This is a genomic window from Spirillospora sp. NPDC047279, assembly GCF_040643285.1.
In the GTDB taxonomy this organism is placed as follows: domain Bacteria; phylum Actinomycetota; class Actinomycetes; order Streptosporangiales; family Streptosporangiaceae; genus Spirillospora.
In genome coordinates this window covers 277,944-291,610 of sequence record NZ_JBEYUA010000011.1, presented here as the reverse complement: position 1 = coordinate 291,610, position 13,667 = coordinate 277,944, and the positions used below count along the sequence as shown (strand labels likewise).

The 13,667-nt window shown below is 73.6% G+C and carries 15 protein-coding genes; 3 read left to right on the top strand and 12 right to left on the bottom strand.

Annotated features, from left to right (window positions below; translation table 11 throughout):
- Positions 1-25: 25 nt before the first annotated feature.
- On the top strand, positions 26-403 hold the full coding sequence (locus ABZ810_RS28320) for an STAS domain-containing protein (RefSeq protein WP_358408394.1): 378 nt from the start codon (positions 26-28) through the stop codon (positions 401-403).
- Positions 404-448: 45 nt separating this feature from the next.
- On the opposite strand, the gene ABZ810_RS28315 is transcribed toward ABZ810_RS28320, so the two are convergent.
- From ABZ810_RS28315 to ABZ810_RS28295, 5 genes are all read right to left on the bottom strand, one after another.
- On the bottom strand, positions 449-1,441 hold the full coding sequence (locus tag ABZ810_RS28315) for a CU044_5270 family protein (RefSeq protein WP_358408392.1): 993 nt from the start codon (positions 1,439-1,441) through the stop codon (positions 449-451).
- Positions 1,438-1,989 (bottom strand): sigma-70 family RNA polymerase sigma factor, encoded by a 552-nt coding sequence (locus tag ABZ810_RS28310; RefSeq protein WP_358408390.1) that lies wholly within the window; start codon positions 1,987-1,989, stop codon positions 1,438-1,440. Before ABZ810_RS28310 ends, ABZ810_RS28315 begins: the two co-directional genes overlap by 4 nt.
- 85 nt (positions 1,990-2,074) lie before the next feature.
- A complete protein-coding gene (locus ABZ810_RS28305; protein WP_358408388.1) occupies positions 2,075-2,923 on the bottom strand; it encodes an LLM class flavin-dependent oxidoreductase in 849 nt (282 codons plus the stop codon).
- 66 nt (positions 2,924-2,989) lie between these two features.
- Positions 2,990-3,889, bottom strand: coding sequence for an RNA polymerase sigma-70 factor (locus ABZ810_RS28300; protein WP_358408386.1), 900 nt, complete (start codon positions 3,887-3,889; stop codon positions 2,990-2,992).
- Positions 3,890-3,913: 24 nt separating this feature from the next.
- Entirely contained in the window at positions 3,914-5,092 is a 1,179-nt protein-coding gene (locus ABZ810_RS28295) for an FAD-dependent oxidoreductase (RefSeq protein ID WP_358408383.1), read from the bottom strand.
- Between the two features lie 210 nt (positions 5,093-5,302).
- Here ABZ810_RS28295 and ABZ810_RS28290 point away from each other — a divergent pair, with 210 nt between their 5' ends.
- Positions 5,303-5,869 carry a hypothetical protein gene (locus tag ABZ810_RS28290; protein WP_358408381.1) on the top strand — a complete coding sequence of 189 codons (567 nt, stop codon included), beginning with the start codon at positions 5,303-5,305 and terminating at the stop codon, positions 5,867-5,869.
- 29 nt (positions 5,870-5,898) lie between these two features.
- Here the strand turns inward: ABZ810_RS28290 and ABZ810_RS28285 are convergent, their stop codons facing one another.
- Positions 5,899-6,981: a hypothetical protein gene (locus tag ABZ810_RS28285; protein WP_358408378.1), complete on the bottom strand. Its 1,083-nt coding sequence runs from the start codon at positions 6,979-6,981 to the stop codon at positions 5,899-5,901.
- A 385-nt stretch (positions 6,982-7,366) separates the two neighbouring features.
- On the opposite strand from ABZ810_RS28285, the gene ABZ810_RS28280 reads away from it, so the two are divergent.
- Positions 7,367-7,570: a DUF397 domain-containing protein gene (locus ABZ810_RS28280; protein ID WP_358408376.1), complete on the top strand. Its 204-nt coding sequence runs from the start codon at positions 7,367-7,369 to the stop codon at positions 7,568-7,570.
- Between the two features lie 21 nt (positions 7,571-7,591).
- On the opposite strand, the gene ABZ810_RS28275 is transcribed toward ABZ810_RS28280, so the two are convergent.
- The 6 genes from ABZ810_RS28275 to eboE form a co-directional block, all read right to left on the bottom strand.
- On the bottom strand, positions 7,592-8,611 hold the full coding sequence (locus tag ABZ810_RS28275; protein WP_358408374.1) for a GlxA family transcriptional regulator: 1,020 nt from the start codon (positions 8,609-8,611) through the stop codon (positions 7,592-7,594).
- Positions 8,612-8,734: 123 nt separating this feature from the next.
- Positions 8,735-9,361, bottom strand: coding sequence for a transcriptional regulator (locus ABZ810_RS28270; protein WP_358408372.1), 627 nt, complete (start codon positions 9,359-9,361; stop codon positions 8,735-8,737).
- 10 nt (positions 9,362-9,371) lie between these two features.
- The gene (locus ABZ810_RS28265; RefSeq protein WP_358408369.1) at positions 9,372-9,746 is read right to left on the bottom strand and encodes a DNA-binding protein; all 375 of its coding nucleotides are present in this window, start codon (positions 9,744-9,746) and stop codon (positions 9,372-9,374) included.
- Between the two features lie 67 nt (positions 9,747-9,813).
- Positions 9,814-11,112, bottom strand: coding sequence for a cation:proton antiporter (locus ABZ810_RS28260; protein WP_358408367.1), 1,299 nt, complete (start codon positions 11,110-11,112; stop codon positions 9,814-9,816).
- 3 nt (positions 11,113-11,115) lie between these two features.
- On the bottom strand, positions 11,116-12,501 hold the full coding sequence (locus ABZ810_RS28255; RefSeq protein WP_358408364.1) for a nucleotide pyrophosphatase/phosphodiesterase family protein: 1,386 nt from the start codon (positions 12,499-12,501) through the stop codon (positions 11,116-11,118).
- Positions 12,498-13,667, bottom strand: coding sequence for a metabolite traffic protein EboE (eboE, locus tag ABZ810_RS28250; protein WP_358408362.1), 1,170 nt, complete (start codon positions 13,665-13,667; stop codon positions 12,498-12,500). Before eboE ends, ABZ810_RS28255 begins: the two co-directional genes overlap by 4 nt.

Sequence of the window (13,667 nt, the reverse complement as noted above, 5' to 3'; positions counted from 1 at the left end):
CATAACCCTCTTGGGAGCGACTGCGATGAGCGAGTTGTCACTGTCGGTCACGGAGACTGACGGACGCACGGTGATCACGGTCTCCGGGGACCTGGACATCCGGTGGGCCGAACGGCTGACCGCGCTGGCCGCGGAGCGGGTGCCCGACGGCGCCAGCGCGATCATCGACCTCACGGACCTGGCGTTCCTGGACTCGGCGGGCCTGGGAACCCTGCTGAACCTGTGGAAGCGGCTCCAGCGCGGCGGCGGCGACCTGGTCCTCGCCGGCGCCGGGCGGCACAACGCGCGTGCGCTCTGGCTCACCGGCCTCGCCGACCGCCTGCCGCGCGCCGACTCCCTCCAGGCGGCCCTGGACGCCGGACGCCCGGCGCCGGGCACCGGACGCTCGGCCGCCGACGGCTGACGGCCCTCCGCCGCGGGGGCGAAGGGCCGTCGGCAGCGGGACCTGTCAGGGGCGGCGTCCGGGGACGTCGACGATCCCGGCCGCCAGGCGGACCGACTGGCTCTCGATCGTGCCCTTGGTGAACGCGCCGGCGTCCGGCATCGTGTGGTCCTTGATCACGGTCGTCCGGTGTCCGCGATAGGCGTAGGTCGCGCGGTCCAGCAGGACCTCCTGCCGCAGGTAGCCCTCGACGACGCGGCCGACGGACAGGGCGGGCCTGCCGGCGGCGTCCACGGCCGACCTGTCGAGCGTGATCGCCGTGACCTTCGCCATCGCCTGGTAGATCGCCTTCTCCTGCTCGGGCGGGAGCACGGCGTTGTGCTGCAGCAGGGCCGACAGCAGCCTGAACGCGATGGCGTCGGCATCTCCCGGGATCGGGCTGCGGCTCCGGCGCGCCCAGGCGAGCAGCGCGTCCGGATCGCGGGGCAACCTCGAGACCGAGGCGTAGTCGATGGGGGGCATCCCCCCGCCGGTCGGAGAGATCACCAGCTTGCCCCTCTCGAACGAGGCGACCCGGATGCCGTCGGCCCGCGTCCACGAGCGGTCGGTCACGGTGGTGTACGGCGACGACGGCGTCACCACCTGCCCCTTGAGCGGGTTCCCCGTCCTGCGGTACCGCGTCTCGTCGTAGATCCACTGGTTCGGGCGCGGCTCGGTGAACGGCCTGCTCTGCACGGCACTGGCGGCGCCGGCGAGCACGACCTGGGCGTCGCCCGCCGGGACGACCGAGCGTGGACGGCCGTCCCCGTCCGTACCGCCGAGGTTCGGTGCCACCGCCACGGCGGCGGTGACCGCGACCGCGAGCCCGCCGGCCGCGACGAGCCGCCGGCGCGGCGAGAACCGGGCGGCGCGGGACGCGGCGGGGGCCGGCGGCGCGGCCGTGACGCGGGCGAACGCGGCGCGGCCGGCCGCGTCGTGCGCGGCCCCGGTCAGGGCCCCCCGCGGGCTCGGGTTCGCCGGTGCGAGCAGCCGCCGGACTTCGGTGATGTCGTCGTTCATGACTGCGGGCTCCTCTGCAGGGTCGGGGCGGCGGGCAGGCGGTGGTCGTCGGCGTCGAGTTCGGCGAGCACGGCCGACAACCGCCGCCGGGCGCGGTGCAGGCGTACCGAGAACGTCTTCGCCGAGCACCCCGCGACGACCGCCGCGTCCTTCGGGTCGAGCTCCTCCCAGCCGACGAGCTGCAGGGCCTCGCGGTCGCGCGGCGACAGCCGCCCGAGGGCCGCGTGGATGCGCCCGCCCTCCGCCAGTCCCAGCGCCACGTCGGCGACCGGTGCGCTGAGCTCGCGGTCGTCGCGCATGCGCCCCCATAGCCGCCCGCGCCGCCGGTGGCCGCGCGCCTCGTTCGCCAGCACGTTGCGGGTCACGTGCAGCAGCCAGGGGAACGGGCGGTCCGCCGGGACCTCGTCCCGCCGCCGCCAGGCGACGAGGAAGGTCTCGGCCGCCACGTCCCGCGCGGTCTCCTGATCGACCCGCCGGGCGGCGTAACCGAGGACGTCGTCGTAGTAGGCGTCCCACAACGCGGCGAATCCATCATCCACCTCGGGCACGGCATCTCCCTTCCGCCGTTTCTGTGTCACCCACAGATGTCCGGCGGCCCTTGGATGCCTACATGCCTACACGGGGAATTCGGGCTCAGCGGGGCGGGCCCGCCTCGATTCGCCGCAGCGCGGCGTCGTGCTCACCGGGCACGGGCCGGAAACCCTCCAGCCACCAGGTCGCGCCGGCGGCGGCGATCGCCCCTGCCGTCTCGCGCGCCTCGTCCGGGCGGTCCGCGGGCGTACGGCCGGTGATCACCACGTCGAACGCCCCGGTGCCGCCGCGCCGCGCGATGATGTCAGCGACGAGCTCGGCGACCGCCGCGGGGGTCGGGTTCCACGAGCCGTCCTGCGGGCTGACCATCATCGGCGCCACGCCGTCCCACCGGACCGCCCGGTCGAGCGGCCGCCGGTTGGGCCAGTTGCAGCCGATCCAGACCGGCGGCCGCGGCCGCTGCACCGGGACGGGCTGGAACGTCACGCCGGCGACGGCCAGGTGCTCGCCCTCGAAGTCCACCCGCTTCCCCGACCACAGGCGGTCCAGCACCTCCAGGCCCTCGTCCAGCCGCCGCGCCACCCGCGCCGGCTCCGTCGGCTCGCCCCAGGTGCCGAACTCGGCCTCCAGCGTGAAGCCCAGCCCCGCGCCGAACACCAGCCGTCCCTCCGACAGCCGGTCGAGCGACGTGGTCTGCCGCGCCAGCGTCCCCGGCCGGCGCCGCGCCACCGCCGTGACCAGCGGCCCGAACCTGATCCGTTCGGTCGCCGCGGCCACCAGCGTCAGCAGCACCCAGGGGTCGGCCACCTCGTGGTCACCGAAGGGGAAGACCACGTGGTCCCAGACGAAGAACCCGTCCCAGCCCGCCTCCTCGGCCCGCCGCGCCAGCTCGGCGGTCCCCCTTGCCTCGGCGAACTCCCCGAGGTTGGGCACGCACAGTCCATACCGCATGCCGGCAGGCTAACCGCGGAACGAGGCCGATGGAAGACTCATTCTCACTCAGAGAGAATCAGAATCTCACTCATCGGGGCGGAAGAGGCCGTTGTCGGGGGTGAGGCCGGTGAGCTTGTCGGGGTTGACCTGGAAGCGCATGTTCTGGATGCGGCCGCCGGCGAGGTCGAACGAGAGGGCGCCGACGGTCTGGCCGTTCATGACGGCCAGGACGCCGAGCTCGCCGTTGATGACGGCGGGCTCCATGGTCAGGCCGGCGAGCTCGGGCTTGGCCAGGAAGCCCACGATCCAGCGCGCGACGCTGTCGGTGCCGTGGAGCGGGCGGCGGGAGGCGGTGACCTTGCCACCGCCGTCGGACCACGCGGTGACGTCGGGGGCGAGCAGTTCCAGGACGGCGTTCAGGTCGCCGCCCGCGCAGGCCTCCATGAACTGGGCCGTGATCTGGCGGCGCTGGGCCTGGTCGGCGTCGAAGCGGGGGCGGCGGGCCTGGACGTGCTCGCGGGCGCGGTGCGCGATCTGGCGGACCGTCGGCTCGGGCCGTTCGAGGGTCTCGGCGATCTCGGCGTGCGAGTAGCCGAAGACCTCACGGAGCAGGAAGACGGCGCGTTCGACGGGGGTGAGGGTTTCCAGGACGACCAGCATCGCGGTGGAGACGGTCTCGGCCAACTCGGCCTCCATGGCGATGTCGGGCGAGGTCAGCAGGGGTTCGGGGAGCCACGGGCCGACGTAGGTCTCGCGGGTGGCGCGGGCGGAGGTGAGACGGTTCAGCGAGAGGTTGGTGACCGTGCGCACCAGGTAGGCCTTGGGGTGCCGGATGGTGTCGCGGTCGGCGGTGCTCCAGGTGAGCCAGGCGTCCTGGAGCACGTCCTCGGCGTCGGTGACGCTGCCCAGCATGCGGTAGGCGGTGGCGAAGAGCAGGCGCCGGTGTTCGAGGTACGGGTCCTGCTCGGCCCTGTTCTCGATCATCAGCTCATGGTGCCAGAGGGGGCGTCACGCCGCGGGCCGGCGGGTGGCCCGGCCGCCCTTGGAGAGGACGGTGGTGGTGTTCACGCGCTTGCTGAACCGGAACGTCGTGAGGGGGCTGCCGCTGACGAACTCCTTGTAGGCGACGGCGGCACGGCCGCGGAGGTACCGGCGGCCGGGGGTGTCGTCGGCCTTGGTGAACTGGATGACCGCGTCGCGGCGGCCGAGGCTGACCGGCTGGTGGAAGTAGCCGAACCGGAACGGCTTGACGTCCTTGCCGCGCAGCAGCCGCGCGATGGTGTCGGCGGTGTACTGGGCGGTGGGCAGGCCGCTCTGGCAGGTGCCGTGGATCTGTCCCCAGGCCATGCGGACGGCGGCGGCGTCGCCGATGGCGTGGATCCGCGGGTGGGACACCGACCGGAGTGTCGCGTCGACCAGGATCAGGCCCCGGTCGTCGGTGGCGATCCCGGCGTCGGCGGCCAGCGGCGGCACCTTGACGCCGGTGGTCCACAGGCACGCGTCCGACGGGACGAGCCTGCCGTCGGCGAGCTCGACGGCGTCCGGCAGCACCTTGGTGACGCGGGCGCCGGTCTCGACGGTGACGCCGAGCCGGTCCAGGGCGCGGAAGAGGTGGGCGCGGGCCTTGGGGCCCATCATGCCGCCGGGCTCGTCCAGGCTGATCAGCGTGACGTTCAGGCCGGGGCGGCTCTCGGCGATCTCGGTGGCCGCCTCGATGCCGGTCAGGCCACCGCCGGCGACGGTGACCGTGCCGCCGGCCGCGGCGACCTCGGCGAGCCGCGCGGCGAACCGGCCGGCGGCCTCCGGGCCGTTGAGGGTGAACGCGTTCTCGCCGGCGCCGGGGACCTTGCCGGTGTCGGTCGCGCTGCCCAGCGCGTAGACGAGCGTGTCGTACTCCAGGGTCCCGGCGCCGTCGACGGTGACCCGCCGGGCCTCGGGGTCGATCGCGGTGGCGGCGCCCTGGACGAAGGTGATCCCGGTCCCGTCGAGGATGTCGGGGATCTGGTGGTCGGCCAGCTCCTGCCCCGCGGCGATCTGGTGCATCCGCAGGCGCTCGACGAAGCGACTCGAAGGGTTGACCAGGGTGATCCGCGCGCCGGTGCGGCGGGTGCGGCGGGCCAGCCGGATCGCGGCGAGCATGCCCGTGTAGCCGGCGCCGAGGACGACGATGTGGTGGCCGTTGTTCATGACGTTCTCCCGAGGTCTGGCACCGGTTCCTGTTCCGGTGACGCCCATGGGACAAACGGGCCCGCCCGGACGTGACACGTGAAAATGTGAACCACGTCACATCCGGGCGGGCGGTCCCGAACGTCAGGACGCGGCGTCCGCGAGCTCTCGCAGGTCGCCGCGGACGCTCTGGCCGCCTCGCAGTCCCGTCCCCACGAGGCGCTGCTCGAGATGGCCCGCCGGCGTACGGGATGGGCTCGCATCGAGGCGATCTGGCACCTGCGCGGCGCCACCGTGGACCGCCCCGTCAAGGACTGGCTCATCCGCGAGTCCTGCGAGGGGAGCCTCATCGACTTCTACGTCGCCGACATCGCCGCCGAGACCGGAGACCTGGCCGGCGCGCTCACCGCCGCCGGCGCCGACGACGCCGACGACGCCGTGGTGGACGGGGCCGGCTGGATCCTGGTCGGCATGTGCGACGGCATGGCCCCCTCGTGCTCCATGGTCGGCTTCCCGGACGCCGAGATCGTGCTGACCGCGTACGTCCGGCGCGTCCTCGCCCGGTCACCCACACTCTCGCGCCTGTTCAAGCTCGCGTTCGTCGACGATTTCCTGCACGGCGGACAGGCCGAACACGCCCCGTGGAGCGACCGCCTGCCCGGCCTCCGGGCGCTCTATCGCCGGGCGCTGTCGTCGCCGTACGCCCACCAGGCCATCGCCAAGGGGCTGCGGGACCCCGAGTGGGCCGATCGGACGAAGGCGCTCGGCGAGCATCTCGGCCTGCTCGACGGCGACTAGGTGTATTCGGCCTGGATGCGCTCGCGCCGTCAGGAGTCTCCGGTGGGGATCCAGGGCGGGGGTTGCGGGGAGGACGTGGGGGCCGGCGGGCTGAGGTCGTGGTGGCGGCAGAGGACGTCGAGCTCCTGTCGCGCGTCCGGGTGGCCGTTGCTGGCGGCCCGGCTGAACATCTTGAACGCGGCCCAGGGGGCGTCGGCCTCGACGTGGTGGAGGCCGGCGCGGTAGGCGGCGGCCGTGTGGCCGTTGCGGGCCGCGCGTTCGTAGAAGAGCAGCGCCGAGGAGGGCAGCCGGGCCTCCTCGTACTCAAGCCCGATCTGGTAGGCGGCCTCGGCCGCCGCCAGGTAGTGCGGGACCTCCTCGTCCCCGGCCGGGTCGCCCGAGCAGGCGTACCCGGCGACGTCCGCGCGCCGGAGCCAGTGCTCGGCCTCGTTGACGTGGTCGTCGCAGGCCAGCAGGGTGGCGAGCCGGAAGCGGGCCTCGCCGTCGCCCGCCTCGGCGTGGCGCAGCAGGCGCAGGCCGGTGCGGCCGTAGGCGGCGGCGTAGCGGCGGGCACGTTCCGGTGCGGGCTCCAGGTCCGGCGGGGCGGCGTCGGGGTGCGGCGACGGAGACCGCGGGACGCCACGCGCCCCGGACCCCGGGCTCTGCCAGCTGCCGTCGGTGCGGCTCCGCAGGCCGGTCACGTCCATGCCGTCGGCCGGCGCCAGGTCGATGTACCCGGACGCGTCGGCGGGGACGGGGGCGGACAGGGGCGGGGCGCCGTGCTCGCGGATGAGATCGCGGGCGGTCTCGTGCCGCCGCTTCCAGTCCGCGATCGAGCCCGCCGTCGTCTCGGGGTCCAGGCCGTCCTCGAGCGCGATGAGCCGGAGCACGGCCACGTAGGAGTGCACCCAGGCCCAGGGCGGCAGGCGGCGGCGTTTGCCGCTCAGGATGTCGTGCGTGGTGGACGCCGCCACCAGGCGGATGCGCAGGTGCGGATTGAGCTCGTCGCCGGTGAAGTCGCGGCTCCGGTCCTCCATGCGCTCGAACGAGGGCGCCCCCACCGCTTCCCGGGCCTGGTCGAGGTCGGCGACGAAGCCGTCCACAGCTGCGTTCGCGTGTTGATTGTCGGGCATTCCTGATCCGCTCAGGTGTCGGAGGTGATTGTCGATCTCTCAGGGAGCCTGAACATGATCCCACCGCCCGGTGGCCGGTTTTGTGTGTTTTGACACATCCCATGACATCCGGCGCCATCCGCACCTCGCGCCCCTGTTGAATCGGCAGGTCAGGCGCTTTCTCCGGATGACTCCGGATGCGGCCGGACGGTTCCGGGGACCGGCCGGGACGCGAGTGATCAATTGCGACTACATCTGGATTCATGCAGGTTCATCCGCCTGCATCCGGTTCGATCCTGTTCTTCCAAAGTGCTCCACGGCGGACGCCGCGGCGGGCCAATCTCGGGAGCACGCGCCGTCCGATCCGGCTCCCGCATCACAGAAGGGCACGCCCGTCTTGCCGCCGATGACCACCGACCCTCCAGCGACGCCCTGGCGGAAGAGCACGCGATCTCTCGCCGCCGGTGAATGCGTCGAACTCGCCCGTCTCGCACCACGGCTGACGGGCCTGCGCGACAGCAAGAACGCCACCGTCGTGCTCCGCCTCGACGTCTCCGAGGCGAGGACGTTCCTCGATCACATCAAGGCCGGCAGGCACGACCGTCCCTGACGGCACGGGCGTCGTTCCCGTTCAGAGGGAGGCGCGGGCTCTGCTCCGGCCGTTGGAACGCTGGGCGGTGCGGTAGGCGGCGGGGGACATTCCGTAGCGTCCGGTGAAGGCCCGCCGGAGGCTCTCGGCGGAGCCGAGCCCGCACCGGGCCGCGACGCGCGGCATGGTGAGCGAGGTCGTGGTCAGCAGCTGGGCCGCGGCCTCCAGCCGCGCGACCCTGACGTACCGGCCGGGGGTGTCCCCCAGGTGCTGGTCGAACAGGCGGGTCAGGTGCCGGACGCTCACGCCCGCCTGCCGGGCCAGGGCCGTCGCCGTCAGGTCGCCGTCCAGGTGGGAGCTGATGTGCTCCACCAGTTCGCGCATGACCGGGTCGCCGGCGGGCGGCGCGGAGGTGAAGATGCTCATCTGGGCCTGGTTGCCGGGCCGCTGGAGGTAGGTGACCAGCTCGCGGGAGACCGTGCGGGCCAGCTCGGCCCCGTGGTCCGCCTGGACGAAGGCCAGGACGAGGTCCAGCGCGCTGGTCATCCCGGCGGCGGTCCACACCCGCCCGTCCTGGATGTAGATCGGGGCGGGGTCCACGATCACGGCGGGATGGCGGGCGGCCAGCTCGTCGGCGAACCGCCAGTGCGTGGTCACGCGCCGCCCGTCCAGCAGCCCGGCCGCCGCCAGGATCCCGGCGCCGGTGCAGACCGACGCCACCCGCCGGCTCTCGCGCGCCAGCCGCCGCACGTGCCCGACCAGCGCGGGATCCTCCGCGATCCGCGCGGACGCCGGGCCGAGGGGGTTCCAGAGGTTCCCGACCCCGCCGGCCACGACCAGGGTGTCCAGCGGGCCGATGACCTTCTGGAGGGGCTCCTGGGCGCTCAGGGACATCCCGGTCGGGCAGTCGATCGCGCGGCCGCCCGGCGACACCACCACGACGCGGTACGGCACCGTCAGCCGGCCGATCACGTTCGCCATCACCAGCGGCGTCACGACGCAGGCGATGTCGATCATGCCGGCGCCGTCGTACCCGACGACGACGACCTTGCGTTCACCCATGCGCCGAAGCTAATCGGCTCCCGCGGGGGTCACGTCCCGGGGAGCCGGATCAGGCCGCGACTGTGCACTGAGGCTAAAGAAGCGTGCACTCCCCAACAACGGCGGCGCCCGCGTACGAGGCCCTCACGCGTCGGAGCCCCGGGGGATGCCCAGGGTCGCCAGGAGGTCCTCGTGGAACTGGATCCACAGGATGTGGCACGAGTCGCGGTCGTGGCCGTCGACCCAGGCGCGCTGCCCCTTGTCGACCCGGCCCAGCGCCGCGGCGTAGCGGTCGGCGTAGCCGTCGAAGCGCGCCAGGCGCCCGGCGAGCCGCTCGCACAGGTCGGTGAACGCCGTGCCCACCCTGGTCAGGGTCCGCAGGACCCGTTCGTCCCAGTTCCAGTCGGTGTGATCGTTGAACGCCATGGGGTCGAGGCGCGTGGGCCGGATCTGCCAGTCGGTGCAGGCCGCGCCGAAGCGCCGGTTCAGCGGCCTGAACTCGGTGTGGACGGTGGTGACGGTGTCGCGCGCCGCCGCCCGGTCGAGCTCGTCCGACATGCGCCGCTCGTTCTCCGCGCGGCCCGCGTCGGTCAGCGACCAGCCCGAGTCGCCGGCGAAGCTCGACCGGCCCGCCCAGCCTCGCGCCTCGAAGTCCAGCAACGCCTCCTCGACCGTGCCGGCCGGCAGCCCGAAGCGGCCGGCGACGCGGGACGCGGTCGAAAAGCCCAGCACCCGGACGCCGTGCAGGGCCAGGTCCTCCGGATCGGACACGTAGGTCACCTCACGCACCCCCGCGCCGGTGCTCGACCCGGTCGGTCACCCGGCCGAACCGTTGCTGCGCGGCCTGGGCGGAGGCCAGCCCCATGTCACGGGAGATCCGCGGCCACGACATGCCCTGGGAACGCGCGGTGAAGAGCAGCGCCGCCTCGATCTGGTCCAGCTCGGCCCGGGCCGCGGGCAGCAGCGCCAGCGCCGCCCGCACATCGCCCTCGTCGGCACGCCACAGGGCGAAGTGGATCAGATCGACGGCCGAGGGCGGCTGCTCGCCGTGCGACCAGGGCGGCCGGGGCAGGGACGAGGCGCCCGCGTCCATCAGGTGCCGGCGCGCCGCGGCCTCGTCGGCGGCCTGGCCATGATCGGCGTCCGGGGTCTCCATGCCGGCCACCCTGGCGCATCAACATCATGTTGTCAACATCATGTTGATGCCCGAGGACGGTATGACGCTACGTCGGGGCCCGTTCGGCTTCGGGGAGGCGCAGGAGCTCTTCGGCGGTGTGCTCCACGTGCTTCATGCTGTAGCGGAGCAGCGGGGGCGCCATCAGGGACGTCACGATGGCCACGAGGACGATGACGGTGAACATCTCGGGGCCCAGGACGCCGAGGCGCAGGCCGACCATGGCGATGATGACCTCGATGACGCCGCGGGCGTTCATCCCGGCGCCCACGGCCAGGGCCTCCCAGTGGCCCAGGCGGCCCAGGCGAGAGCCCAGGTAGGCGCCCGCGAACTTGCCGAGGACGGCCGCGGCGAGCACCCAGAGTCCGGTGAGCAGGACGACGGGGTCGGCCAGGGCGGTGAGGTCCATGCGCAGCCCGGCGGTCGCGAAGAACAGCGGGGCCAGCACCGCCAGCACCGTGGTGCGCAGGGGCGCCAGCCTTTCGGTGGTCACCACGCCGCAGCCGTTGATGACGATCCCGCAGACGAACGCGCCGAAGACGGCCTCCAGCCCGAGCGCCTGGGTGCCGGCCGAGGCCAGGAGGACGAGGACGGCGACCAGGGCCACGGTCGGGCCTCCGTCCTCCTGGCGTTCGGTGGCCCGGAGCAGGACGCGCAGGAGCGGCCGGACCAGGATCGCGGCGAGGACGCACACCACCACGCCGCCGAGGGTGAACCCCAGGTCGGAGCCCCGCACACCGGAGGTGGCGAGCGCGGCCACCACCGAGAGCAGGAGCCAGCCGACGATGTCGTCGACCATGACGGCGCAGAGGATCAGCTGGCCGATGGTGCGGTGCACCAGGCGCAGTTCCATCAGCGTCTTGGCGATGACCGGGATGGCGCTGACCGCCATCGCCACTCCGATGAACAGGGCGAACGTGCTGCGTTCTGTGCCCTCGGGGATGAGCGACCCGGGCAGCGCGAGGCCGGTAGAGATGCCGAGGCCCAGCGACACGGTGACGCCCATCATGCTGATCCACGCGGCGGTGACGCCCTGCCGCCGGACCAGGCGCAGGTCGACGTGCATGCCGGTGACGCCGACCAGGAGCAGGACGCCGACGTGCCCGACCGCGTCGAGGAGGTGGAACCGGCCGGGATCGCGGGGCAGCAGCCAGTCGCTGAACCCGGGCGCCGCGTTGGCCAGGACGGACGGGCCCAGCAGCACGCCCGCGCACAGCTCCCCCACGATCGGCGGCATGCCCAGCCGCGCCGCCAGGCGGCCGAGACCGAGGGCCAAGGCCAGGAGCAGTCCGAGCTGGAGCAGGAAGACCAGCAGGACGCCCGGGGCGATCGGCTCGACAGGGGCCATCGCTCAACCGGCGACCGGCGTGTTGACGCCGGCGAGTCGCAGGAGCAGGTCCTTCACCTCGGTCGCCTTGATGACGTCGCGGCCGGGCCCGGCGTCCGAGCACAGGAGCACGGGCCCGTCCGCCGGGTCGTCCGGCAGCCGTCCGTGCGTTCCGCGGACGCAGGACGGGTCGAGCGGAACGACCCGCATCGAGTAGCGCAGGCCGAGCTTCTTGCGCGCCAGCGCCGCGGCGGCCCTGGCCTTGGCGAACGGGTCGTGCGGGTCGAAGAAGAGCTCGGCCGGGTCGTAGCCGGGCTTGCGGTGGATCTCGACGGTGCGCGCGAAGTCGGGGGCGTGGTCGTCGTCGAGCCAGTAGTAGTAGGTGAACCACGCGTCGGGTTCCGCGACGAGCACCAGCTCGCCGGACCTCTCGTGGTCGAGCCCGTACCGGGCCTGGCCGGTGCGGTCGAGGACCTCGTCGACGCCGGGGAGGTCGGCGCAGATCCCGCGCACCCATTCGAGGTCGGCGGGGTCGCGGACGTAGACGTGCGCCACCTGGTGGTCGGCCACGGCGAAGGCGCGGGACGTCCACGGGTCGAGCTGCTCGCCGCTCTCCTGGCGGTAGACCTGGAGCAGGCCCGCCTCGCGCAGCGCCCGGTTGACGTCGACCGGCCTGCGGGCGGCGGTGATGCCGTACTCCGACAGCGCGACCACGGCCGCGTCGCGGGACCGCGCGTCCTCGAGCAGCGGGGCGAGGGCGGCGTCGACCTCCCGGGCGGCCCGCGCGGCCTGCGGCGAGTCGGGCCCGTACCGTTGCAGGTCGTAGTCGAGATGGGGGACGTAGACCAGCAGGCAGTCGGGGCGGTGCCGGCGCAGGACGGACCTGGCGGCGGCGACGATCCACCGGGACGAGGCGATCCCGGCCGTGGGCCCCCAGTAGGTGAACAGCGGGAACGGCCCGAGCTCGGCGGTGAGCTCGTCGTGCAGGGCCGGCGGGCGGGTGTAGCAGTCCGGCGACTTGCGGCCGTCGGCGTGGTAGACCGGGCGCGGGGTGACGAGGAGGTCGGTGGCCGCGCCCATCGCGTACCACCAGCAGACGTTGGCGACGCGCCAGCCCGGCTCGCCGGCCCGCACGGCGTCCCAGAGCTTCTCCCCCCGCACCAGCGCGTTGTGCTGGCGCCACAGATGCACCTCGCCGAGCTCCCTGAAGTACCACCCGTTGCCGACGACGCCGTGGTCGCGCGGCATGAGGCCGGTGAGCAGGGTCGACTGCACCGAGCAGGTCACGGCGGGCAGCACCGTCTCCAGGTTGGCCTGGAAGCCGCCGACCGCCAGGTGACGCAGGTTGGGCATGGACGCGAGCAGCCGCGGGGTCACTCCCACGACGTCGATGACCACGAGCGGTCTCATGCGTTCTCCTCTTTCAGCCCCAGGGCGAGCAGCCGGTCCCGGGTCCAGGCCAGCTCGGCGGCGAGTCCGTCGGCCAGGGACGCGTCGCCGGCCGGACGGTCCGCCTCCGGCAGGACCCGCCAGGTGTAGGTCTCGACCTCGACGTGGCCGGTACGCGGCCGGGGCCCGCCGAACAGCGCGGCGAGGCCCTCCTCGAGGACGGAACGGGTGCTCGACAGCGGCGGCCCGGGTTCGGCGTGCACCGGCAGGTGGAAGTGCACGCGCCAGGGAGAACGGCCCGGCAGGCCGCCCTCCAGCGCCTCGTCGAGGTCGTCGGCGGCGAGGACCCGGCCGTGCCGTTCCTCGCGCGTCTGGTGCAGGAAACGTTCCTCGCCGAACGCCGCCAGCGCGCGGCGGGTGGCGGGGTCCGAAGGATCGTCGACGTGCAGGGCCAGCGACGCCTGGGTCTTGACCACCGGCAGGCCGGCCGCGTCGAGGCGCTCCAGCGCCCGGCGCGGATGCTCGAACTCCACGGCCAGGTGGCACAGGTCGAGGCAGACACCGATCCACTCGGGGTCCACGTGCGACAACGCCGCGGCGGCGTCGCGGCCGGTCTCCACGACGCAGCCCGGTTCGGGCTCCAGCCCGACGCGGATCGTGCGGCCCGTCTCCGCGGCCAGCTTGGCCAGCCCGGTCGCCAGGTCGCCGAGCAGGCGCCGCGCGGTGCGCGCGTCGCCGGGCGTCCAGGGTTCGCGCCAGGCGAGCGGGAGCGTGGAGACGCTTCCCTCCGCCACGTCGTCGGGCAGCAGCCCGGCGAGGACGGCGGCGACGTCGAGGGTGTACCGGAGGCGGGCGGGTTCGGTCCAGTCCGGGAAGTAGACCTTGCGCTTGACCACCGGGTCGTGGAAGCCGCGGTACGGGAAGGCGTTGACCGTGACGACCTCGAGCCCCCGGGAGCCGAGCCCGGCCCGGAGCCGGGCGACCTTCGCCGGGTCGGCGGCGAGTTCCGCCGCGAGGTCGGCGGCGAGCCACAACCCGAGCCCGAGCCGGTCGGCGCCGAGGCGTTCGCGGACCGGGCCGCCGAACCGTTCGAGCTGTGCGAGCACGCCGTCCAGGTCCTCGGCGGGGTGGGCGTTGGTGCAGTACGCGAGGTGGACGAGGCCGCCGCCGGGGTGCCGCAACCGCAT